Origin of the sequence: Nonomuraea sp. NPDC050733 (assembly GCF_040654215.1) — a bacterium.
Classification (GTDB): Bacteria; Actinomycetota; Actinomycetes; order Streptosporangiales; family Streptosporangiaceae; genus Nonomuraea.
Genome location: NZ_JBFAHO010000014.1, coordinates 22,581 through 44,101, shown reverse-complemented (window position 1 = coordinate 44,101; position 21,521 = coordinate 22,581). Strand labels below are relative to the sequence as shown.

The following is a 21,521-nucleotide window of genomic DNA, read 5'->3' as shown; positions in this document are numbered from 1 at the left end:
GATGAAGGTCGTCCTCGGCGTCAGCGGCGGCATCGCGGCCTACAAGGCGTGCGAGCTCCTCAGGCTCTTCACCGAGTCCGGGCATGAGGTGCGGGTCGTGCCGACCCGCGAGGCGCTGCGGTTCGTGGGCGAGCCCACCTGGGCCGCCCTGTCCGGCCACCCGGTCTCGGCCGAGGTGTGGGACGACGTCCACGAGGTGCCCCACGTCCGCATCGGAAAGGGCGCCGATCTCGTCGTCGTCGCGCCCGCGACCGCCGACGTGCTCGCCAGGGCCGCCCACGGGCTGGCCGGCGACCTGCTCACCAACACCCTGCTGACCGCCCGGTGCCCCGTGGTGTTCGCCCCCGCGATGCACACCGAGATGTGGCAGCACCCCGCCACCCGCGCCAACGTCGCGACACTGCGCGAGCGGGGCTCCATCGTGATCGACCCGGCCGTGGGCCGGCTCACCGGCGCCGACACCGGCCCCGGCCGCCTGCCCGACCCGGCCGAGATCTTCCGGATGTGCCTGCGCGTGCTGCGCGGCCGCCCCCGCGACCTGGCGGGGCGCAAGGTGGTGATCTCCGCCGGCGGCACCCGCGAGGCCATCGACCCGGTCCGCTACATCGGCAACCGCTCCTCCGGCCTCCAGGGCTACGCCCTCGCCCGCACGGCCGCCGCCCGGGGCGCCGAGGTCACCGTGGTCGCCGCCAACGTCTCCCTGCCCGACCCCGCGGGCGCCACGGTGGTGCGGGTGGAGTCCACGGCCGAGCTGCGCGACGCCGTGCTCGACGCCGCCTCCGCCGCCGACGTGGTCGTCATGGCGGCGGCCGTCGCCGACTTCCGGCCCGCCGCCCCCCACGACTCCAAGATCAAGAAAACGGACGGGGAGCCGGAGCCGATCGCGCTGGTCAAGAACCCCGACATCCTGGCCGAGCTGGGCGAGCTGCGCCGCTCGGCCACCGGGTCCACCCGGCCCACCGTCGGCGCCGTCACGGGGGCTGTCACCGGCACCGTGACCGGGTCCGTCGGCGACGCCACGACCGGGTCCGTCACGGGGGCCACCGCCGGGGCCGGGCCGGGGGAGCGCCGGCCGTATCCGGAGGTGATCGTCGGGTTCGCCGCCGAGACCCACGACGTGCTCGCCAACGGCCAGGCCAAGCTCGCCCGCAAGGGCTGCGACCTGCTCGTGGTCAACCAGGTCGGCCCGGGCCTCGCCTTCGGCACCCCCGACAACGCGGCCGTGGTCCTGGTCGCCGGGGGTGACCCGGTCGAGGTGCCGCGCGGACCCAAGGAGGACGTCGCCGACGCCGTCTGGGACCTGGTCGCCGCCCGCCTCGCCTGACCCCGTCCGGGCGCCCTCTTCCGGACCGGCGGATTACCGGATCGGCTGTTGCTACACCCCCCGGTGCTGCGGATACTTGGCACGAAGGGGGACTCGATGCCGGTGAGCTCCGCTGTCAGAGATCGTTGCAGGACGTTGCTGGGAGACCAGGAGCAGATCCTCTACGTCTTCCCCGCGCTGTCCATCGGCCCGCCCGGAGCCGCCAACTTCCTGATCGTCGTCACCGACAGGGCCATCTCGGTCCTGGCCACCCGCATGCTCAGGACCGACCGGCCCGTGTCCGTCTACGCCGCCTTCCCCCGTCACACCCGGCTCGGGCCGATCATGCAGGCTCCCGGGCCGGTGATCGAGCTCGGATCCATGGCCTTCGAGTTCGACGAGGAGTACGCGGCCGTCGTCGCCGCGGCCGACGCCGAGGTGTTCGCGCCCGAGACGTTGCCCCCTGACCCCTTGCCCGATCTGTAAAGTCCCTTTTTGTGAAGTCCCTGTTCGCGTGGCGGTTTCGCGACCGGACGGCCGGTAGGGCTAGACTTCGGCGAGGCCCTGGCCCGTTCAGCAGCCGGAGCCGCACATCCGTCAGCAGCCGCTGCATGAGGAGCCACTGAGTTGTCACGCCGCCTGTTCACCTCGGAGTCGGTCACCGAGGGCCACCCGGACAAGATCGCTGACCAGATCAGTGACGCGATTCTCGACACCATGCTCAAGGACGACCCCAAGAGCCGGGTCGCCGTCGAGACGTTGATCACCACCGGCCAGGTCCACGTCGCGGGCGAGGTGACGACCGAGACCTACGTCGACATCCCCGGCGTCATCCGGGAGAAGATCCTGGAGATCGGCTACGACGCCTCTCACAAGGGCTTCGACGGCGCCTCGTGCGGCGTCTCGGTGTCCATCGGCGCGCAGTCGCCCGACATCGCCCAGGGCGTCGACGACGCCTACGAGCACCGCGTCAGCGGCGACGCCGACGAGCTCGACCGCCAGGGCGCCGGCGACCAGGGCCTCATGTTCGGCTACGCCTGCCGCGAGACCCCCGAGCTGATGCCGCTGCCGATCACGCTGGCCCACCGGCTCGCCAAGCGCCTGGCCGACGTGCGCAAGTCCGGCACCGTGCCCTACCTGCGTCCCGACGGCAAGACCCAGGTCACGATCGAGTACGACGGCGACCGGCCGGTCCGTCTCGACACCGTCGTGGTCTCCACGCAGCACGCGGCCGAGATCGACCTCAAGGAAATGCTGACGCCCGACATCAAGGAGCACGTGGTCGACCCCGTGCTCGAGGGCCTCGACATCGACATCGAGGGCTACCGCCTGCTCGTCAACCCGACCGGCCGCTTCGAGATCGGCGGCCCGATGGGTGACGCCGGCCTCACCGGCCGCAAGATCATCATCGACACCTACGGCGGCATGGCCCGCCACGGTGGCGGCGCCTTCTCCGGCAAGGACCCGTCCAAGGTCGACCGCTCCGCCGCCTACGCGATGCGCTGGGTCGCCAAGAACGTCGTGGCCGCCGGCCTGGCCGACCGCTGCGAGGTCCAGGTCGCCTACGCCATCGGCAAGGCCCAGCCGGTCGGCCTGTTCGTCGAGTGCTTCGGCACCGAGAAGGTGCCGGTGGAGAAGATCCAGGAGGCCGTCCTCCAGGTGTTCGACCTGCGCCCGGCCGCGATCATCCGTGACCTCGACCTGCTGCGCCCGATCTACTCCGAGACGGCCGCCTACGGCCACTTCGGCCGAGAGGGCTTCTCCTGGGAGTCCACCGACCGCGCCGAGAGCCTGCGCACCGCCGCGGGTCTCTGACCTTTCGGGAAGTCACCGGCCCTGGGCCTCCGATGCCGCGTCCCGCTCCGGCGAGACGCGGCATCCGCGCGTCCGGGGACGGCATGACGTGAGGCGGGTCCGCGGGCGGCCGGATGTGAGGCGGGGTCCGCGCGTCAGCGGGTGGGGACGGTCTTCTGGGCCCAGGCCGCCAGCAGCCGGAGGGCGGTCTCCGACGGCGACCCCTCCTCCACGGTGTGCGCGATCAGCGCCTGGTCCGGGTCGTCCGGGAACCGCATGGTCTCGAACCCGAGGTCCAGCCGGCCCACCACGGGATGCAGGTAGACGTACCGCCCGTGGGTCTTGTCCTTCACCCGGTGCTCCTCCCACGCCCGCCGGAACTCCGGGCTGGCCGCCGCCAGCTCGTCCAGCAGCGCCGCGGTCCGCGGGTCGTCCGGGTGACGGGCCGCGTCGAGACGCAGGTAGGCGACCACGTCACCGGCCTTGCCCGGCCAGTCCTCGTACAGGCCGCGCATCCCCTCGTCGAGGAACACCAGCCGCGCCAGGTTGCGCTGCTCCGGCGGCAGCGCGCCGAAGTCGGTGATCAGCGCCGCGGCGAGCCGGTTCCAGGCCAGGACGTTCGTGTCGCGGCCCACGATGTACGCGGGCACGCCGTCGGCCAGGTCCAGCAGGCGGCGCAGGCCCGGCCGGACCCGCTGCGGCTGCGCCGGCTCCCCGCGCTCGCTCCCGGACCAGGGCCGCGCCAGCCGGTGGAGGTGCTCGCGCTCCACGTCGTCCAGCCGCAGGGCGCGGGCGACCGCGTCGAGCACCTCCTCGGAGAAGTGCAGGGTGCGGCCCTGCTCCAGGCGCACGTAGTGGTCCACGCTCACCCCGGCCAGCAGGGCCAGCTCCTCCCTGCGCAGCCCGGGGACCCGTCGCCGGCCCCCGTAGTCGGGCAGCCCCAGCTCCTCGGGCCGCAGCCGGGCCCGCCGGGACCGGAGGAACTCGCCCAGCTCGGCGCGTCTGTCCAGTGCCATGCGTATCAGTATCCCGGACCGCCCGACCCCGTTGCCTGGTCACGCCGTGCCCAGGCACGCGACGGCACTGGGTACGGCCGCGGCGGGCGGCCAGAGTGATGACCGCCGGGAGACACCCGGCGACCTCACCACACGGGAGAGCACTCTGATGACCACCACCCACCTGCCTGCCAGCCCGCTCGGCCGCACCGGCATGGACATCAGCCGGGTCGGCTTCGGCTCCTGGGCCGTCGCCGGCTCCGGCTGGCGCTTCGGCTGGGGCGCCACCGACGACGCCCAGTCCGTCGCCGCGATCCGCCACGCCCTCTCCTCCGGCGTCAACTGGATCGACACCGCCGCCGTGTACGGCCTCGGCCACTCCGAGGAGCTCGTCGGCAAGGCCGTCGCGGACCTGCCCGAGTCGGAGCGGCCGTACCTCTTCACCAAGGCCGGGCTCGTCTGGGACCCGGACGAGCCGCAGGCCGCGCCGCGGCGGATCATGCGCCCCGACAGCGTGCGGCGCGAGGTCGAGGACTCGCTGCGGCGCCTCGGCGTCGAGCGCATCGACCTGTACCAGGTGCACTGGCCGGACACCGGCGAGTCCCTGGAGTACGCCGGTGACGGCAACGGCGCCGTGTCGCCCAACGCCACTCCGCTGGAGGAGTACTGGCAGGTCATGGCCGACCTGAAGGCCGAGGGCAAGGTGCGGGCCATCGGTCTGTCCAACCACTCGCCGGAGCAGTTGGAGGCGGCCGAGCGGATCGCCCACGTCGACGTGATCCAGCCGCCGTTCTCGGCGATCAACCGCTCGGCGGCGGCCGAGATCGCCTGGGCGCACGCCCACGGCACCGGCGTGATCGTCTACTCGCCGCTCCAGTCGGGGCTGCTGACCGGCGCCTTCACCGCCGAGCGGGCCGCCGCGCTGCCCGCCGACGACTGGCGCTCGGCCCACCACGACTTCACCACCGGCCTGGAGGCCAACCTGCGCCTGGCCGCCGCGCTGCGGCCCGTCGCCGAGCGGCACTCCGCGACCGTGGCCGAGGTCGCGATCGCCTGGACGCTGGCGTGGCCCGGCATCACCGGGGCCATCGTGGGCGCCCGCCGGGCGGACCAGGTGGACGGCTGGGTGGGCGCCGCCTCCGTGACGCTCACCCCGGCGGACCTCGACGAGATCGCCGCCGCGATCACGGCCACGGGCGCGGGCTCCGGCCCGGCCCGCCCGTGACGGTCCACGGGCGGGCGGCATGGGGTTCGTCCTCGTCACCGAGTGCCTGGCCGCCCCCGGGTGGGAGGACCGGCTCCGCACCGCCCTGGAGGCGCTGATCGAGCCGTCCCTGGAAGCGCCGGGCTGCCTGGCCTACCAGCCGTACGCGGACCCGAACCGGCCCGCCCGGATGGTCGTCGTGGAGGAGTGGGAGGACGAGGGGGCGCTCGCCCGGCACCGGGACGGCGCCCCGTACCGGCACGCGTGCGACGTGCTGGACCTCGTCCTCGCCCGCCCGGTCACGGCGCGCAGGCTCGTGCCCGCCCGAAGCGGGTCCTGAGGCGGCCTCACACCATGGGCGGGGGCGCCGGGCGAGGCGCCGGCGTGGTCCTGCAGGTCGCGGGGTTCTGGTAGACGTAGTCCGTGACAGACTCCGACGACGCCCTGCTGCCGCTCGACGCCGTGCGGCCCGCGGTGGTGCCGTCCAAGGGGGCCCCGGTTCCCGCGCCCTCCGAGCCGGTGGCCAGGGTGGCGGTGGACAACCCGCTGCCCCACCTCGACCGGCCGTTCGACTACCTGGTGCCCGCCACGATGCACGAGAGCGCGCAGCCGGGGGTGCGGGTGCGGGTGCGGTTCGCCGGCAAGCTGGTCGACGGGTTCGTGCTCGAACGGGCCGAGCGCAGCGAGCACGCCGGGCCGCTGACCGCGCTGGAACGGGTGGTCTCGCCCGAACGGGTGCTGACGCCGGAGATCGCGGGCCTGGCCCGGGCGGTCGCCGACCGGTACGCGGGCACGTTCGCCGACGTCCTCCGCCTGGCCGTCCCGCCCCGCCACGCCAAGGCCGAGGCGGAGGTCCCGGCCGTGCCGCCGGAGCGGGCGGAAAGCGCGGCCGAGCCCCCGACGGCCGAGCCCCCGACGGCCGAGCCCTCGACGGCCGAGCCCTCGACGGCCGAGCCCGCTGCGGTCGAGTCCGCTGCGGTCGAGTCCTCCACGGCCGCGCCGGGCGCCGGACCCTGGGACTCGTACCCGGCCGGTGCCTCGTTCCTGAAGGCGCTCACGGAGGGCCGTGCGCCGCGCGCCGTCTGGCAGGCGCTGCCCGGCGCCCGCGGGTGGGCCCCCGAGGTGGCGGCGGCCGTACGGGCCACGCTGGACGGCGGCCGGGGGGCCGTCGTCGTCGTGCCCGACGGGCGCGACGTGGCCCTGGCCGACGCCGCGCTGGCCCGCGCGCTGGAGCCCGGGGCGCACGTGGCGCTCACGGCCGACCTCGGCCCGGCCGAGCGCTACCGCCGCTGGCTGCGCCTGCTCAGAGGCCAGGCGCGGGCGGTGGTGGGCACGCGGGCGGCGATGTTCGCGCCGGTGGCCGATCTGGGCCTGGCGGTCATCTGGGACGACGGCGACGACCTGCACGCCGAACGGCTCGCCCCCTACCCGCACGCCCGCGAGGTGCTGGCGCTGCGGGCGTACCGCTCCGGCGCGGCCATGCTCGTCGGCGGCTACACCCGCACCGCCGAGGCCACCCAGCTCGTCGCCACCCGCTGGGCCCGGCCGATCGTGGCGTCCCGCCAGACCGTGCGGAGCCTCGCGCCCCGCGTACGGCCGGCCGGCGAGGACGCCGAGCTGGCCAAGGACCAGGCGGCTCGCGCGGCGCGGCTGCCCAGCCTGGCCTGGCGGGCGCTGCGCCAGGGCCTGGAGGAGGGGCCGGTGCTGGTGCAGGTGCCCCGGCGCGGCTACCTGCCGGCCGTGGCGTGCCAGCGCTGCCGCGTCCCCGCCCGCTGCGCCCTGCCCCCCACCCGTCTCGCCCCCTCGCCCACCGGGCCGGCCGGACCCGCCGGGGACCAGCCGGAGGCCGGGATGCTCGCCGTGGCGGGGGAGGAGCCGCTCTGCCACGGCCCCCTCGCCCTGCGCGCCGGGCACGCCGCCCCCTACTGCCGCTGGTGCGGGCGCGTCGATCCCGGCTGGCGGTGTCCCCACTGCGGCGGGGCGCGGCTGCGGGCCGTGATCGTCGGGGCCCGGCGTACCGCCGAGGAGCTGGGCCGCGCCTTCCCCTCCACGCCCGTGCGCACCTCCGGCCGTGACGGCGTGCTGGCCACCGTGCCCGCGGCGCGGGCCCTGGTCGTCGCCACGCCCGGCGCGGAGCCGGTCGCCGAGGGCGGGTACGCCGCCGCCGTGCTGCTCGACGCGTGGTCGCTGCTCGGCCGGGCCGACCTGCGGGCCTCCGAGGAGGCGCTGCGCCGCTGGATGAACGCCGCCGCCCTGCTCCGCCCCGCCGCCGAGCTGGTGGTGCTGGCCGACGCCGGGCTGCCGGCCGTACAGGCGCTGCTGCGGTGGGATCCGATCACGCACGCCGAGCGCGAGCTGGCCGACCGGGCCGAGCTGGGGTTCCCGCCCGCGGTCCGCATGGCGACGCTCACGGGCGTCTCCTCCGCGGTGCGGCAGATGCTCGACGAGGTACGACTGCCCGCCGAGGCCCAGGTGCTCGGCCCGGTGCCGATCGACGAGGCCGGGCAGGAGCGCGCCATGATTCGCGTGCCACGCCCGAGAGGAGCGGTGCTGGCCGCGGCGCTCAAAGGGGCCAGCGGAGTGCGCGCGGCGCGTAAGGCGCCGGATGTCGTGAGGGTGAGTGTCGACCCGCTCGACCTGATTTAGGCCGTTTCCCCGATTCGCTCATCTGTAAGTCAGCCGTTAGCGTGCCTTTGTGTCGATCGAATGGGTGAACCAGGCCATCGACGACCTGCGTGCTTGGGGACGGGCGCGGGGAGTCGAGGTGGACGCGGACGAGGTCCGCCTGCTCTGCGACTACGCCAGCGACTACCTCGACGTCAACGCGCCGGGCGACTTCACCCCCGCCGCGTTCGACGAGCTGCTGCTGTCCATCTACCCGCGCAAGGTCATCACCCCGCCCGAGAGCGCCCCCCAGACCGTGGCCGCCGCCCGCACCCTGGTCGACTACCTCCAGGACACGGGTGAGGCGAGCGCCGCCGTCGCCGGCGAGATGCGCGCCCGGATCGACGACATCGAGCCCAGGATGTCCGACGCGCTCGCCGACGAGTCCAACTTCGGCATGGCCAAGAGCCTGTTCAGCTCCATCGGGCCCGAGTCCCTGGAGCAGTCCATCGCGATCCCGTCCGGCGAGCTGCCCGACCTGGGTGAGGCGCCCTGCGACTGTCCGGGGTGCTCGCCGCTGCCCGGCGTGCGGCTCGTCCCGCCGGAGGACCTGCTGGAGGCGCTGGAGCGCGTGCCGCTCTGGACGGCCGTCCAGGGGGGCGGGGGAGCGCGGGAGCAGTCGTACGAGGAACTGGTCGGCGAGTTGCGGCGGCACCTCGACGACGGCGACTCCGCTGACGGTGACTCCGCTGACGGCGGCTCCGCTGACGACGCGGGGGAGGTGGCGCTGGGGCGGTGGGCGCGCGTGGTGGCGTACCTCGTCGACCACGACACCCGCGGCGCCGTCACCGGGAGCGCCGAGCTGGACGAGGAGCTGTACGACCTGTTCGACATGCTGTACCGGCTGCGGACCGGGGTGGCGGTCTCCGTCATCGGCGACTACCTCCAGGAGGTCGTGGACGACGGCGACGTGGACGTTCCGGCGACGCTGGAGCGGCTGGCCTGGTGCGGGCTGATCGAGAGGGCGCCCGACCCGCCGGGATTCCTGCCGCCTCGCGGGCCGGGAGCGGACGGGACGCGGCCGGGCGACGGCGGAGCAGGACCGGGGGGCCGCGTGCTCGCCCCGGTCGCGGGCCGCATCGGCGCCGCCCCGCACACCGGCCCGGGCCCCCTGCGCGGCTTCGCGGGCCGGCGCGGCTCCGGCGCACCTTCGGCGCGCCACGGCGGCACAGCGGGCGGCACAGCGGGCGGTACGGCGGGCGGCCCGGCGGGCGGTACGGCCGGCCATGGCGGCACGGCGGGGCTGACGCCGCTGGCCGTGTGGGCGCTGCGTGAGCACTACCTGGCGCTCGGCGTCGACGCCCCAGAGGCGCCCGACCTGGCCGAGACCGACGCCACCGGGCTGGTCGAGGGCCTGCTCGACGGCCTGCCCACCGAGGTGGCCGAGGACGACATCGCCCGCTGGCTCAGCCGCCGCACCCCCGGCGAGGCCGCCGCCCAGCTGCTGGCCGCCGCGTCCGGCGCGCCGGCCGTGGCCCGCGGCATCGCCGTCACCATCGTGGACCACCTGGGCGCCGAGGCCGAGCCCGAGGTGCGCGCCGTCCTCGACGACACCGAGCTGCGCCCCCACGCCATCCACTGGCTCGCCTCCCGCGGCCTGCCGGCCCCCTCGCTCACCCAGGACGAGCTGCTCTGGGTCAGCGTCGACATGCTGGCGCTGGCGATGCCCGCGGCCGAGGAGGACCCCGACATCTTCGCCGAGAACATGGCCGCCTCCGGCCCGCCCGCCCACCTCATCGAGGAGATGTGGCGCGTGGACCACCCCGACGTGGTGGACGTGCTGGAGCTGCTCGGCCGTTCCATCCCCGACGGCACGGTCGCCAAGGCGGCGCGCAAGGCCGCGTTCAAGGCGCGCTCCCGGGCGATCAGGTAAGACTCCCGGCGGCCCCGACCGGGATCCGCGATGAGTACGTCCCTGTGACTTGTGTGCAGTAAGTTTCGTGGGTGGCCAACAATGTCTTCGACCTCGCCGAGCTGCGCAAGCTGATCGATGAGCAGCCCGCCGTGCCGCCGCGCTCGCCGCAGGAGACGGCTGAGGAGCACGAGGCCCTGACGTTCCCGCCCGTGACCCTCCTGCCCGACGCGGAGCTGGCCCGGCTGGTGCCCGCCGTGCCGCTCGTGGCCGACGCCATCCGCCTCGCCGCGTGGACCGGCACCCGCCCCGTCACCCCCGAGGGGCTGCTTCCCGAGACGGACGCCGCCGCCGCGGCCGAGAACCTCGGCGTCGAACCGGCGCGGCTGCGCCTCATCTGGATCGTCGCCGTCAACACCGGCCTGCTGCAGATCCTCCGCGGCCAGGCGCTGCGCGGCCCGCTGCCGGAGCTGCTCACGGTCGAGGCGACGCTGGAGTTCTGGGACGGCGTGGTGATGGACGTCCTCGACCGCGCCGACGAGGGGCTGACCGGCTCCGCCGTGGTCGACGAGCACCTCGCCGAGATGCTGGCCACCGTCTACTCCGTGCGCTCCGGCGTCGCCGTCGCCAACCTCGCGCGGGGCATCCTCCAGTCCCACGAGGTCGCCTGCGAGCCGGGCACGGTGCAGCTGCGCCGCCTGGCCGCCTCGCTGCCCGCCGAGCTGCTGGAGGCGCTGTCCCTGCTCGCGTACTGCGGCCTGGTCGAGCAGACCGACGCGGGCCGCACGGCGCTCACGCCCCTCGGGGTGTGGGCGATCCGCCGCGACCTGCTGCGCGAGGGCCACGACGCGCCGACCGCCGCCGAGGTGGAGGTGTTCGCCGACCTGTCGGCGGCCGAGCTGGTCGAGGCGCTGGTGAAGGGCGCCGCGACGCAGAGCGCGGTGGCGGGCTGGCTCGAACGCCGCCCGCCCGAGGAGGCCGCCCGCGAGCTCGTCGAGATCGCGGCGGAGGGCACGGCCGGGCAGCGCGGCGCCGTCGGAGCCATCCTGGAGGAGCTCGGCCCCGAGGCCGAGGCGCCGGTGCGCCGGGCGCTGGAGCTGCCGCTGATGCGCCGCTACGCCGCGTCCTGGCTGCACATCCGCGACCTCGAAGCCCCCGCGTTGAGCGCCGACGACCATACCTGGATCGCGGTCGACTCGCTGGCGGCGCTCATGCACCTGTCCGGCCACGCCGCCGGGCGGCTCGACCCGCCCGAGCCCGGCGAGGACCTGATCCGGCTCGTCGGCGAGATGCCCGCCGTCGACCATCCCGACACGATCGCCGTCCTCGACATGCTCGCCTCCGCCCACGACGACCCCGCCGTCGTCAAGGCGGCCCGCAAAGCGGCGATGAAGGCGCGATCCCTGGAGCACACTAAACTGGGCTCACCCCACCGAAGCGAAACGGAGTGACCCCTTGGCGATCCAGTCGATCCGGCTGTTCGGAGACCCGGTGCTGCGCACCCCGGCGGCCCCTGTCGTCGACTTCGACAAGGAGCTCCGCAAGCTGGTCAAGGACCTGACCGACACGATGATGGACGCGCCGGGCGCCGGCCTGGCCGCCCCGCAGATCGGCGTCGGGCTGCGCGTGTTCACCTACTACGTGGACGACCAGCTCGGCCACCTGATCAACCCCGACCTCGACCTGTCCTCCGAGCTCGACGAGGAGGGCGAGGAGGGCTGCCTGTCCTTCCCGGGGCTGTCCTACCCGACGCCGCGCGCCGTCCGCGCCGTCGCCAAGGGCTTCGACATGCACGGCGAGCCGATCGTGCTCGAGGGCACCGACCTGATGGCCCGCTGCTTCCAGCACGAGACCGACCACCTCGACGGCATCCTGTTCATCGACCGGATGGACCCCAAGCAGCGCAAGCTCGCCATGAAGGCGATCCGCGAGGCGGAGTGGAGCGGGCTGTCCGCGCCGACGGTCAAGTTCTCCCCGCACGCCACCGGCGGAAAGGCGCTCTGAGCCGATGCGCCTGGTCTTCGCGGGCACGCCCGAGACGGCGCTGCCGTCGCTCCGCGCGCTGATCGACTCGCCGCGGCACGACGTGGTGGCGGTCGTCACCCGCCCCGACGCCCAGTCGGGCCGGGGCCGCAAGGTCCACCCCTCGCCGGTCGCCGAGCTGGCCGAGGAGGCGGGCATCCCGGTGCTCCGTCCCGCCAAGGCCGGCGACCCCGAGTTCCTCAAGCAGCTGGCCGAGCTGGAGCCCGACTGCTGCCCCGTGGTGGCCTACGGCGCGCTGCTGCCGCAGTCCGCGCTCGACGTGCCGCGCCACGGCTGGATCAACCTGCACTTCTCGATCCTGCCCGCCTGGCGCGGCGCCGCCCCGGTGCAGCACGCGATCCTGCACGGCGACGAGATCACCGGCGCCTCGACCTTCCAGATCGTCAAGGAGCTGGACGCCGGGCCCGTCTACGGCGTGCTCACCGAGGAGGTGCGGCCGGACGACACCAGCGGCACGCTCCTCGACCGGCTCGCCCTGTCCGGGGCCGGGCTGCTCGCGGCCACGCTCGACGGTGTCGAGGACGGCACGCTGGAGGCCCGTCCGCAGCCGTCCGACGGGGTGAGCGTCGCCCCCAAGATCAACGTCGTGGACGCGGAGGTCGACTGGTCGGCGCCCGCCATGCGGATCGACCGGCTCGTCCGGGCCTGCACCCCCAACCCCGGCGCCTGGACGACGTTCCGCGGCCAGCGGCTCAAGCTCGGCCCGGTCGCCCTCGCGCCGTCCGCCGACGCCCTCCCCCCGGGCGCCGTCGCCGCGGGCAAGAACTCCGTCCTCGTCGGCACCGCCACCCACCCGGTCCAGCTGGACGCGGTGCAGCCGCAGGGCAAGCGGGTGATGAGCGCGGGGGAGTGGGCGCGGGGGGCACGCGTCGAGAACGGCGACCGGTTCGAGTGACCGGGACGCACGGTGCCGGCCGACGCGCTCGCCACCGGGCGCCGTGACCGGCCGGTCGGCCCGATAGGCCTGAGCCGGGCCGTGAGTCCGGTGGGCCGGAACCCGGCGCTGCCTGACCGGGCGGTGTCGTCCGGGCGGTGTCGTCCGGGCGGTGTTGTCCGGGCGGCGGGATCGTGAGGCATGACAGTCGCGTGAATCGTGCGGCGGGATGGATCGCAGACATGAGGGAAAGCCGGGGATGAGCAGCAGCGGGGGCCGTGGGCCCGAGGACCGTGGCACGGGCCGCGAAGGCGGTCGCGGCGCGGGCCGTGAGGACGGTCCCACGAGCCGGGGCCCCGGTGGTGAGAGGCGCTCCGCGGGCGGAGGGCGTGCTGCCGGCCGCCGCAGGGGCGGCCCTGAGCGCGACAGCGGACGCGGGCGTGGCGGAGCCGGCAGGGCACCGCGTGACCCCGCGCGTAACGCCGCGTTCGACGTCATACGCGCCGTCGATGAGCGCGACGCGTACGCCAACCTGCTCACCCCGCGCCTCCTGCGCGAACGCGGGCTGAAGGGGCGCGACGCGGCCCTCGCCACCGAGCTGGCCTACGGCACCCTGCGCGGCCTCGGCACGTACGACGCGATCATCGCGATCTGCAGTGACCGCGCGCCCGACCCCGGCGTGCGCGACGCCCTGCGGCTGGGCGCCCATCAGCTCCTCCGGATGCGCGTCCCGCCGCACGCGGCCGTGGGCACCACGGTCGACCTGGTACGGCAGCGCATCGGCCCGGGAGCGGCCAAGTTCGTCAACGCGGTGCTGCGCAAGATCGCCTCACGCACGCTCGAAGAATGGCTGCCGATCGTGGCGCCGGACCTCGCCGACGATCCGTCGGGTCATCTCGCGGTCGTCCACAGCCACCCGCGCTGGGTGGTCAGCGCGTTCCGCGACGCGCTCGGGGGCGAGATCGAGGAGACGGCCGAGCTGCTCGCCGCCGACAACGCCCGGCCGCTCGTCACGCTGGTGGCCCGGCCGGGGCGCTCGTCCCGGCGGGAGCTGCTCGACGCGGGCGCCGAGCCCACCCGCTACTCCCCGTACGGGGCGTATCTGACGGAGGGCGACCCGGGCCAGATCGCGGCGGTCGCCGAGACCCGCGCGGCCGTGCAGGACGAGGCCAGCCAGCTCGTCGCCCTCGCCCTGACCCGCGTGCCCCTCGGCCGGGCCGGTCTGGGGAGTGCGGCCGGTGAGGGGCGTGAGGAGCTGTGGCTGGACATGTGCGCCGGCCCGGGCGGCAAGGCGGGCCTCCTGGACGCCGTCGCCACGTACGGGGATCTGACGGGCGTGCTCTCGGGCGCCGCGGGTCCGTCTGGTGCCGGTACGCCCGCAGGTGCCCCGGACGACGATGTCCGGGACGGTGACGCTCCGGACGGCGACGTCCAGGACGACGCGGATCACGAGCGGCAGGGGCCGGTGGCGTTCCGGGGTGGGGCGCGGCTGGTGGCGGCCGACGTGCAGCCGCACCGGGCGCGGCTCGTGTGGCAGACCACCCGGGACGCGGGCGTGATCACCGCCGACGGCACGCAGCCGGCCTGGCGGCCCGGGACGTTCGACCGCGTCATGCTCGACGCCCCCTGCACGGGGCTGGGCGCGCTGCGGCGCAGACCCGAGGCGCGGTGGCGGCGCGACCCCGCGAGCGTGGCCGAGCTGGGGCGGCTCCAGCGCGCCCTGTTGAGCACCGCCCTCGACGCGACCCGTCCGGGCGGGGTCGTCGCGTACGTCACCTGCTCCCCGCATCTGGCGGAGACCCGTGTCGTGGTCGGCGACGTGCTCGCGCGCCGCGACGACGCGGAGCAGCTCGACGCCCGCGCGTACCTGCCCGAGGTCGAGGGCCTGGGGGACGGGCCGTACGCCCAGTTCTGGCCGCACCGCCACGGCACCGACGCGATGTTCCTCGCCCTCCTCCGCAAGCGCGCGTAGCGGGGGGCGGCCTACCCGGCGGGCGCGCGCCGGGGCCGGGTTCAATAGACTCGGCGCATCATGGCCGTACAGATCTCGCCCAGCATCCTGTCCGCCGACTTCGCGCGGCTCGCCGACGAGGCCGCGGCGGTGTCCAACGCCGACTGGTTGCACGTCGACGTGATGGACAACCACTTCGTGCCCAACCTCACGCTCGGGCTGCCCGTCGTCGAGTCGCTGCGCAAGGCCACATCCCTGCCGCTCGACTGCCACCTCATGATCGAGGACCCCGACCGGTGGGCGCCCGCCTACGCCGAGGCCGGCGCCGGGAGCGTCACCATCCACGCCGAGGCCGCGCGGGCGCCGGTGCGCACGCTGCGCCAGATCCGCTCGCTCGGCGCGCGGGCGGCGCTCGCCCTCAACCCGGGCACCGCCGTCGAGCCGTACGAGGGGCTGCTGGGCGAGATCGACATGCTGCTGCTGATGACGGTCGAGCCGGGATTCGGCGGGCAGCAGTTCCTCGACATGGTGCTGCCGAAGATCCGCACCGCCCGCGCGCTGATCGAGCGGCACGGCGGCCAGATCTGGATCCAGGTGGACGGCGGGGTCACGAGCGAGACCATCGAGCGGGTCGCCGAGGCGGGGGCGGACGTGTTCGTCGCGGGCAGCGCCGTCTACGGGGCCAGCGACCCCTCGGCCGCCGTGGAGGCCCTCCGCGTCCAGGCCGCCGCCGTGGCCCTCTGACGCACTCCCTCCCTCTCCGGGCTGCTCCGGCGCCGGCGAAGCCGGCCCCGAGTGCGGGTCAGATGCTCGCGAAGAGGTCCACGAGGTCGTCGAAGGCGGCCACGAGGATGGCGCCGACCAGTCCGGCGACGCCCGCCACGACCGCCCCGGCGAGCGCGGGCGACCCGGCGGGCAGCAGGAGGCCGAGGGCGGCGGCGGTGATCAGCAGGCCGTTGCGGACGAGGTGACGGACTCCGAGCGGGGCCGCGGACGCGCCGAAGCACCGGCAGGGAGCGCGCCGTCCGCGCCGCAGCGCGGCGGCGATCGCCACGGTGAACGCCGCCAGCAGCAGCAGGGCGAGCGCCAGGCCGTACGCCACGGCGCCGGACACCCCCGCGACCAGCGGTACGGCCACCACCAGCGCTGTCAGCCCCTCCAGCCCGGCCACCACGACCGCCAGCGGACGGGTCAGGCGGCGGGGCACGGGGACGAGGTCGGGCAGTGAGCGGGCGAACCCGGCCAGGTCGCGCGCCTTGGACACGGCCGTGACGGCGAAGACGACGGCGATCAGCCAGGCGCATCCGACCCGCACGTACTCCACTCGCGAACCTCCACCGTCCGTCGTACGTCCGTCATGGCCACCGGCCGGGCAGCACACGGCGATCATGATGATCCGGCGGTCCGGGGTCCCGGCGCAATGGCGTACATCACATTGGTGGTCACGAAATTTCCGGATACGCCGCCGCGGCCATCCGGAAGAGCATCCCACCCGGACCGACGGCCTGCCGAAACGCGAATCGAGCCCAGCCGCGACACCGGCGAAGTGACATGAACCCACCCACGCCTGGGTAATTGCTCACTTATGACGGATCACGGCCTGTTCGGCCCCCGGTCGGTGACCTGGCGCGTGATGGGGGAGCCGATCCTCCTCGTCGGCGGGCTGCGCGCGCTGCTCATGCAGGGGCTGCACCCGCGCGCCATGCGCGGCGTCCTCCAGCACTCCGCCCTCATGGACCCGGCCGAGGCGTGGTCCCGGTTCGTGCGCACCACGGAGTTCGTCCGCGTCCGTACGTACGGGACGACGGCCGAGGTGGAGCGGGCCGGCCGGCGCGTCCGCAAGATCCACGCCAGCCTGACCGCGCACGACCCCGACACCGGCGAGGAGTACCGGCTCGACGAGCCCGAGGCGCTGCGGTGGGTGCACGTCGGCGAGGTCGACTCCTACCTGACGGTGGCGCGGCGCGGCGGGGTCAAGCTCAGCGACGAGGAGGCCGACGGGTTCGTGGCCGAGTGGCGGCGGGCGGCCGAGGTGGTCGGCCTCGCGCCGGACACCGTCCCCGGTACGGTCGGCGAGCTACGTGACTACATCGAGACGCAGCGTCCCGGCCTGCGGTTCGTGCCCGAGGCGGCGCACCCGCTGCGCCTGTCGCTGAACGCCCCGCTCCCGTTCGTCCTCACGCCCCTGCGCCCGGCCGTGCCCGGACTGACGCTGCTCGCGCTCGCGACGATGCCGCGCTGGGCCCGCAGACTGTACGGCCTGCCCGCCACCCCGGTCGGCGACCTGTGGGCGACGGCCACGCTGCGCGCCCTGCACACCGGCCTCGGACTCGTCCCCGCCCAGGTCCGCTACTCCCCGGCGGCCCGCGAGGCCCGTCGCATCATGGCGGCCTGACATTTGACCAAGCGACCGCTTGGTTGCCATAGTGGGGGGTGGGCGCCTGCCACTTGCGGTGGCATGGCAAACTGGTACAAGAACAGAGCTAGCGTGCTCCGGGGTCGGTGAAACTCCGAACCGGCGGTTACAGTCCGCGACCCGGCCGATGCCATCGGCCGGTTGACCCGGTGAAATTCCGGGACCGACGGTCAAAGTCCGGATGGGAGGAAGCGCGCGGGTGTCCGGCGATCGCCGGGCGCCTCTGTGATGCGTACGCGCATCGCCCGATCCCCCGGGGCCCGCCATGGCCGAGAGCCGATGGCGAGGAGGAGACCCGGGGTGGAGACCAGGGCCGTGGCGCACGCCACAGATCCCGCGGCGCATGACGCCGATCCCCTGACCCGTGAGACCGCATTCATGGCGCGCGCGGTCGAGCTGGCCACGCGCGGGCACGGCACCACCAGCCCCAACCCCGTCGTGGGCTGCGTCGTCGTCGACGCCGCCGGGCGGATCGCGGGGGAGGGCTTCCACGCCCACGCCGGCGGGCCGCACGCCGAGGTCGTCGCGCTGCGGCAGGCCGGCGAGCGGGCGCGCGGCGGCACCGCGTACGTGACGCTGGAGCCGTGCGACCACACCGGCCGCACCGGCCCGTGCAGCCGGGCGCTGCTCGACGCCGGCGTCGCCCGCGTCGTGGTCGCCGTGCCCGACCCCACGCCCCGGGCGGCCGGCGGAGCCGCCCGGCTGCGGGCGAACGGCGTCGCCGTCGAGACCGGGACCCTCGCCGAGGAGGCGGAGCGGGTCAACGCCGAATGGCTGACGTTCGCGCGCCTGGGCAGGCCGCACGTGACGTGGAAGTTCGCCGCGACCCTCGACGGGCGCTCGGCCGCCGCCGACGGCACCAGCCGGTGGATCACCTCGCCCGAGGCCCGCGCCGACGTCCACCGGCTGCGGGCGCGCGCCGACGCGATCGTGGCGGGCATCGGCACCGTCCTGGCCGACGACCCCCGCCTCACCGCCCGCCCCGCCCCCGAGGGTCCCGCCGGGAGCCCTGCCGAGGGCAGGCCGTTGCGGGTGGTGGTCGACTCCGAGGGACGCACCCCGCCGCGCGCCCGCGTCCTGGACGGCGACGCGCCCACGCTGGTCGCCGTGGCCCCCGGCGCCCCCACCCCCTTCGAGTCCCCGGCCGCCGAGGTCCTCCGCGTCCCCCGCGACCCCGACGGCGGCCTCGACCTCGTACCGCTGCTGCGGGAGCTGGCCCGGCGCGACGTCGTCAGCGTGTTCCTGGAAGGCGGCCCCACCCTGGCGGGCTCCTTCCTGCGGCACGGCCTGGTCGACCGGGTCGTGGCCTACGTCGCGCCCGCCCTCCTCGGCTCCGGCGCCGCCGCCCTGGGCGACGCGGGAGTCACCGGCATCGCCGGCATCCACCGCCTCGTCCTCGACGACGTCACCCGCGTCGGCCCGGACCTCCGCCTGACGGCCCGCACCGGGCCCTCCCTTCCCCGCACCCTCCCCCGCAAGGAGCAGTGATGTTCACCGGAATCATCGAAGAGAAGGGTGAGGTGGCCGCCCTCGTCCAGGACGGCGGCTCGGCCCGGCTGTCCGTGCGCGGCCCGCTGGTCACCTCCGACGCCTCCCACGGCGACTCCATCGCCGTCAACGGCGTCTGCCTCACGGTGGTGGAGGTCGACGGCGACGTGTTCACCGTGGACGTGATGCGGGAGTCGCTCGACCGCACCTCCCTCGGCCGGCTGCGGGAGGGCGCCGCCGTCAACCTGGAGCGGGCCGTGCGCGCCGACCAGCGCCTCGGCGGCCACATCGTGCAGGGCCACGTCGACGGCACCGCCGTGCTGCTGTCGCGCGAGCCCGGCGAGCGCTGGGACGACCTGCGCTTCTCCCTGCCCGGACCGCTCGCCCGGTACGTCGCCGAGAAGGGCTCCGTCGCCATCGACGGAATCAGCCTGACCGTCACCACGGTTGACGACGAAGACTTCGGCGTGAGTCTCATCCCCACCACGCTGAAGCTGACCACGATGGGCGAGCGCCGGGTCGGCGACCTGGTCAACATCGAGGTCGACGTGATCGCGAAGTATGTCGAAAGGCTGGTGGGCAAGCAGTGAACTGGGCAGAGGCCGGATTCACCGTGTTCGGCACCCATGTGCTCTGGACGGACCTGGTCGGCAACATCGCCGCCCTGGCCACGGTCCTGCTGGCGGTGCGCAAGTCCCTGTGGACGTGGCCGGTGCAGCTCACCGGCGCGGTGCTGCTGTTCATCGCCTCGATCAACGCCCACATCACCGGCAACGCGCTCAAGCAGGCGCTGTTCGGCGTCCTGGCGATCTACGGCTGGTGGGCGTGGCGGCGCGGCACCCAGAGCGGTTCCGGCCTGTCGGTGCGGCCCGCGACGGCCTGGGAGCGCGTCGCCATGGTCGTGATCATGCTGGCCGGCACCGTCGCCGTCGGCGCCCTGTTCTACGTGTTCAAGCTGTCGTGGGGCGCGGCCGTGCCACTGCCCAAGGGCGCGTTCCTGGTGGCTGCCGACGCCTACATCTTCGTCGGCAGCGCCGTCGCCACGTGGGCGCAGGGCAGGGCCCTGGTCGACTTCTGGATCGTGTGGGTGGCCGTCGACCTGGTGGGCGTCCCGCTGGCGTTCAGCTCGGGGCTCGTGGTGTCCGGCGCGGTGTACGGGGTGTTCTTCGTGCTCGTCCTGTGGGGGTTCATGAAGTGGCTCAGGGAGTACCGGGCGCGAGTTGCCGCCGATGACGCCGTGGCGGTGGCGTCGTGAGCGACATCCGGTTCGACCCGGTCGAGCGGGCCGTCGCCGACATCCGCGACGGCCGGCCGGTCGTGGTCGTGGACGACGAGAACCGCGAGAACGAGGGCGACCTGATCTTCGCCGCCGGCCGGGCCACGCCCGAGCTGTGCACATTCATGATCCGCCACACCAGCGGCATGATCTGCGTGGCCATGGAAGGCCGCGACCTCGACCGGCTGGGCCTGCCCCTCATGGTGTCGCAGAACAAGGAGCGCATGCGCACCGCGTACACGATCACCGTGGACGCCCGCGACGGCGTCACCACCGGCATCTCCGCCGCCGACCGCGCCAGGACCATCCGCACGCTGGCCGACTCCGCGACCGAGCCGAACGAGCTGGTCCGGCCCGGCCACATCTTCCCGCTGCGCTACAAGGACGGCGGCGTGCTGGCCCGGCGCGGCCACACCGAGGCGGCCGTGGACCTGGCCCGGCTCGCCGGGCTGTCACCGGCCGGGGCGCTGGCCGAGATCGTCAACGACGACGGCACCATGGCCAGGCTCCCGCGGCTGCGCGCCTTCGCCGACGAGCACGGACTGGCCCTCATCTCCATCGAGCAGCTCGCCGACCACCGGCGCCGCGTCGAGAGCATGGTCACCCGGGTCGCCGAGACCAACGTGCCCACCGCGTACGGGATGTGGCGGGCCTACGGCTACGCCAGCGCCCTCGACGGCGGCGAGCACGTTGCCCTCGTCTACGGCGACCTCGACGGCGGCGACGACGTCCTGGTCCGCGCCCACTCCGAATGCCTGACCGGCGACGTGTTCGGCTCGCTGCGCTGCGACTGCGGCCCGCAGCTCGACCACGCGATGGCGGCGATCGCCGAGGAGGGCCGCGGCGTGGTCGTCTACCTGCGCGGCCACGAGGGCCGCGGCATCGGCCTGCTCGCCAAGCTCAAGGCGTACAGCCTCCAGGACAACGGCAGCGACACCGTCGACGCCAACCTGGAGCTGGGGCTGCCGGTGGACGCCCGCGAGTTCTCCAACGCCGGGCAGATCCTGGCCGACCTCGGCGTCAAGTCGGTCCGCCTGCTCACCAACAACCCGGCCAAGCTCCGGGGCATGGACGGCTACGGCATCGAGGTGCTCGGGCGCGAGCCCATGCCGGTGGCGATGAACCCCTACAACGAGCGGTACCTCACGGCCAAGCGCGAGCGCCTCGGCCACGACATCTCGGAGGCGTCATGAGCGGAGAGGGACGTCCCGCGAGCCCGGCGGCGCCGGACGCCTCGGGGCTGACGGTCGGCGTGGTGGCCGCGAGCTGGCACGCCAAGATCACCGATCAGCTCGTGGCGCGGGCCGTGCGGGCGTGCGACGACAGCGGCGCGAGCGCCACCGTCGTCCGGGTGGCCGGGTCGCTGGAGATCCCCGTCGTGGCGCAGGCGCTGGCCCGCCGCTGCGACGCCGTCGTGGCGCTCGGCGCGGTCATCCGCGGCGAGACCGCCCACTTCGACTACGTCTGCGACTCGGTGACGTCCGGGCTGACCCGCGTCTCGCTCGACGAGAGCACCCCCGTCGGCAACGGCGTGCTCACCTGCGAGACGCTCGACCAGGCCCTCGACCGGGTCGGGCTGCCCGGCAGCAAGGAGGACAAGGGGTACGAGTCGGCGGTCGCGGCGATGGAGACGGCACTCCTCCTGCGGGACCTCGCCTGAG

Annotated in this window: 20 protein-coding genes and 1 riboswitch; of the genes, 18 read left to right on the top strand and 2 right to left on the bottom strand. The window is 74.7% G+C overall.

What is annotated here, in order from left to right; genetic code table 11:
* Position 1: 1 nt before the first annotated feature.
* From coaBC to metK, 3 genes are all read left to right on the top strand, one after another.
* Positions 2-1,324 carry a bifunctional phosphopantothenoylcysteine decarboxylase/phosphopantothenate--cysteine ligase CoaBC gene (coaBC, locus tag AB0H64_RS22720; RefSeq protein WP_357627638.1) on the top strand — a complete coding sequence of 441 codons (1,323 nt, stop codon included), beginning with the start codon at positions 2-4 and terminating at the stop codon, positions 1,322-1,324.
* A 135-nt stretch (positions 1,325-1,459) separates the two neighbouring features.
* Complete coding sequence (locus tag AB0H64_RS22715) at positions 1,460-1,789, top strand: hypothetical protein (protein ID WP_310714365.1); 330 nt, start codon at positions 1,460-1,462, stop codon at positions 1,787-1,789.
* A 141-nt stretch (positions 1,790-1,930) separates the two neighbouring features.
* Positions 1,931-3,118 (top strand): methionine adenosyltransferase, encoded by a 1,188-nt coding sequence (gene metK / locus AB0H64_RS22710; protein WP_357627635.1) that lies wholly within the window; start codon positions 1,931-1,933, stop codon positions 3,116-3,118.
* Between the two features lie 134 nt (positions 3,119-3,252).
* On the opposite strand, the gene AB0H64_RS22705 is transcribed toward metK, so the two are convergent.
* The gene (locus tag AB0H64_RS22705) at positions 3,253-4,113 is read right to left on the bottom strand and encodes a helix-turn-helix transcriptional regulator (RefSeq protein ID WP_357627633.1); all 861 of its coding nucleotides are present in this window, start codon (positions 4,111-4,113) and stop codon (positions 3,253-3,255) included.
* A 148-nt stretch (positions 4,114-4,261) separates the two neighbouring features.
* Here AB0H64_RS22705 and AB0H64_RS22700 point away from each other — a divergent pair, with 148 nt between their 5' ends.
* From AB0H64_RS22700 to rpe, 9 genes are all read left to right on the top strand, one after another.
* Complete coding sequence (locus AB0H64_RS22700) at positions 4,262-5,317, top strand: aldo/keto reductase (protein WP_357627630.1); 1,056 nt, start codon at positions 4,262-4,264, stop codon at positions 5,315-5,317.
* Between the two features lie 19 nt (positions 5,318-5,336).
* Complete coding sequence (locus AB0H64_RS22695; protein WP_357627627.1) at positions 5,337-5,636, top strand: putative quinol monooxygenase; 300 nt, start codon at positions 5,337-5,339, stop codon at positions 5,634-5,636.
* A gap of 83 nt (positions 5,637-5,719) precedes the next feature.
* A complete protein-coding gene (locus AB0H64_RS22690) occupies positions 5,720-7,942 on the top strand; it encodes a primosomal protein N' (protein ID WP_357627625.1) in 2,223 nt (740 codons plus the stop codon).
* Between the two features lie 49 nt (positions 7,943-7,991).
* Positions 7,992-9,833 carry a hypothetical protein gene (locus AB0H64_RS22685; protein ID WP_357627622.1) on the top strand — a complete coding sequence of 614 codons (1,842 nt, stop codon included), beginning with the start codon at positions 7,992-7,994 and terminating at the stop codon, positions 9,831-9,833.
* Positions 9,834-9,904: 71 nt separating this feature from the next.
* On the top strand, positions 9,905-11,263 hold the full coding sequence (locus AB0H64_RS22680) for a hypothetical protein (RefSeq protein ID WP_357627620.1): 1,359 nt from the start codon (positions 9,905-9,907) through the stop codon (positions 11,261-11,263).
* 4 nt (positions 11,264-11,267) lie between these two features.
* Positions 11,268-11,816, top strand: a complete 549-nt coding sequence (gene def / locus AB0H64_RS22675; RefSeq protein ID WP_357627618.1) for a peptide deformylase — start codon at positions 11,268-11,270, stop codon at positions 11,814-11,816.
* Positions 11,817-11,820: 4 nt separating this feature from the next.
* Positions 11,821-12,750 carry a methionyl-tRNA formyltransferase gene (fmt, locus tag AB0H64_RS22670; protein WP_357627615.1) on the top strand — a complete coding sequence of 310 codons (930 nt, stop codon included), beginning with the start codon at positions 11,821-11,823 and terminating at the stop codon, positions 12,748-12,750.
* A 238-nt stretch (positions 12,751-12,988) separates the two neighbouring features.
* A complete protein-coding gene (locus AB0H64_RS22665; protein ID WP_357627612.1) occupies positions 12,989-14,701 on the top strand; it encodes a transcription antitermination factor NusB in 1,713 nt (570 codons plus the stop codon).
* A 60-nt stretch (positions 14,702-14,761) separates the two neighbouring features.
* Positions 14,762-15,424, top strand: coding sequence for a ribulose-phosphate 3-epimerase (gene rpe / locus AB0H64_RS22660; protein WP_357627609.1), 663 nt, complete (start codon positions 14,762-14,764; stop codon positions 15,422-15,424).
* A 58-nt stretch (positions 15,425-15,482) separates the two neighbouring features.
* Here the strand turns inward: rpe and AB0H64_RS22655 are convergent, their stop codons facing one another.
* On the bottom strand, positions 15,483-16,004 hold the full coding sequence (locus tag AB0H64_RS22655) for a MauE/DoxX family redox-associated membrane protein (protein WP_357627606.1): 522 nt from the start codon (positions 16,002-16,004) through the stop codon (positions 15,483-15,485).
* 261 nt (positions 16,005-16,265) lie between these two features.
* Here AB0H64_RS22655 and AB0H64_RS22650 point away from each other — a divergent pair, with 261 nt between their 5' ends.
* The 6 genes from AB0H64_RS22650 (at position 16,266) to ribH (ending at position 21,520) form a co-directional block, all read left to right on the top strand.
* Positions 16,266-17,075, top strand: a complete 810-nt coding sequence (locus AB0H64_RS22650; RefSeq protein WP_357627603.1) for an oxygenase MpaB family protein — start codon at positions 16,266-16,268, stop codon at positions 17,073-17,075.
* An 89-nt stretch (positions 17,076-17,164) separates the two neighbouring features.
* Positions 17,165-17,295, top strand: a riboswitch (FMN riboswitch).
* Positions 17,296-17,396: 101 nt separating this feature from the next.
* Positions 17,397-18,584 (top strand): bifunctional diaminohydroxyphosphoribosylaminopyrimidine deaminase/5-amino-6-(5-phosphoribosylamino)uracil reductase RibD, encoded by a 1,188-nt coding sequence (ribD, locus tag AB0H64_RS22645; RefSeq protein WP_357627601.1) that lies wholly within the window; start codon positions 17,397-17,399, stop codon positions 18,582-18,584.
* On the top strand, positions 18,584-19,174 hold the full coding sequence (locus AB0H64_RS22640) for a riboflavin synthase (RefSeq protein WP_355447199.1): 591 nt from the start codon (positions 18,584-18,586) through the stop codon (positions 19,172-19,174). Before ribD ends, AB0H64_RS22640 begins: the two co-directional genes overlap by 1 nt.
* A complete protein-coding gene (locus AB0H64_RS22635; RefSeq protein WP_357627598.1) occupies positions 19,171-19,839 on the top strand; it encodes a nicotinamide mononucleotide transporter family protein in 669 nt (222 codons plus the stop codon). Before AB0H64_RS22640 ends, AB0H64_RS22635 begins: the two co-directional genes overlap by 4 nt.
* Positions 19,836-21,053 carry a bifunctional 3,4-dihydroxy-2-butanone-4-phosphate synthase/GTP cyclohydrolase II gene (locus AB0H64_RS22630; protein WP_357627596.1) on the top strand — a complete coding sequence of 406 codons (1,218 nt, stop codon included), beginning with the start codon at positions 19,836-19,838 and terminating at the stop codon, positions 21,051-21,053. Before AB0H64_RS22635 ends, AB0H64_RS22630 begins: the two co-directional genes overlap by 4 nt.
* Entirely contained in the window at positions 21,050-21,520 is a 471-nt protein-coding gene (ribH, locus tag AB0H64_RS22625; RefSeq protein WP_310714401.1) for a 6,7-dimethyl-8-ribityllumazine synthase, read from the top strand. Before AB0H64_RS22630 ends, ribH begins: the two co-directional genes overlap by 4 nt.
* Position 21,521 lies beyond the last annotated feature (1 nt).

What these genes read in the sequence shown, in the direction of transcription:
- coaBC (WP_357627638.1), top strand. Translation starts at nt 2, where the DNA reads ATGAAGGTCGTCCTCGGCGTCAGCGGCGGCATCGCGGCCTACAAGGCG.
- AB0H64_RS22705 (WP_357627633.1), bottom strand. Translation starts at nt 4,113, where the DNA reads ATGGCACTGGACAGACGCGCCGAGCTGGGCGAGTTCCTCCGGTCCCGG.
- AB0H64_RS22700 (WP_357627630.1), top strand. Translation starts at nt 4,262, where the DNA reads ATGACCACCACCCACCTGCCTGCCAGCCCGCTCGGCCGCACCGGCATG.
- AB0H64_RS22695 (WP_357627627.1), top strand. Translation starts at nt 5,337, where the DNA reads ATGGGGTTCGTCCTCGTCACCGAGTGCCTGGCCGCCCCCGGGTGGGAG.
- fmt (WP_357627615.1), top strand. Translation starts at nt 11,821, where the DNA reads ATGCGCCTGGTCTTCGCGGGCACGCCCGAGACGGCGCTGCCGTCGCTC.
- AB0H64_RS22665 (WP_357627612.1), top strand. Translation starts at nt 12,989, where the DNA reads ATGAGCAGCAGCGGGGGCCGTGGGCCCGAGGACCGTGGCACGGGCCGC.
- rpe (WP_357627609.1), top strand. Translation starts at nt 14,762, where the DNA reads ATGGCCGTACAGATCTCGCCCAGCATCCTGTCCGCCGACTTCGCGCGG.
- AB0H64_RS22650 (WP_357627603.1), top strand. Translation starts at nt 16,266, where the DNA reads ATGACGGATCACGGCCTGTTCGGCCCCCGGTCGGTGACCTGGCGCGTG.
- AB0H64_RS22640 (WP_355447199.1), top strand. Translation starts at nt 18,584, where the DNA reads ATGTTCACCGGAATCATCGAAGAGAAGGGTGAGGTGGCCGCCCTCGTC.
- ribH (WP_310714401.1), top strand. Translation starts at nt 21,050, where the DNA reads ATGAGCGGAGAGGGACGTCCCGCGAGCCCGGCGGCGCCGGACGCCTCG.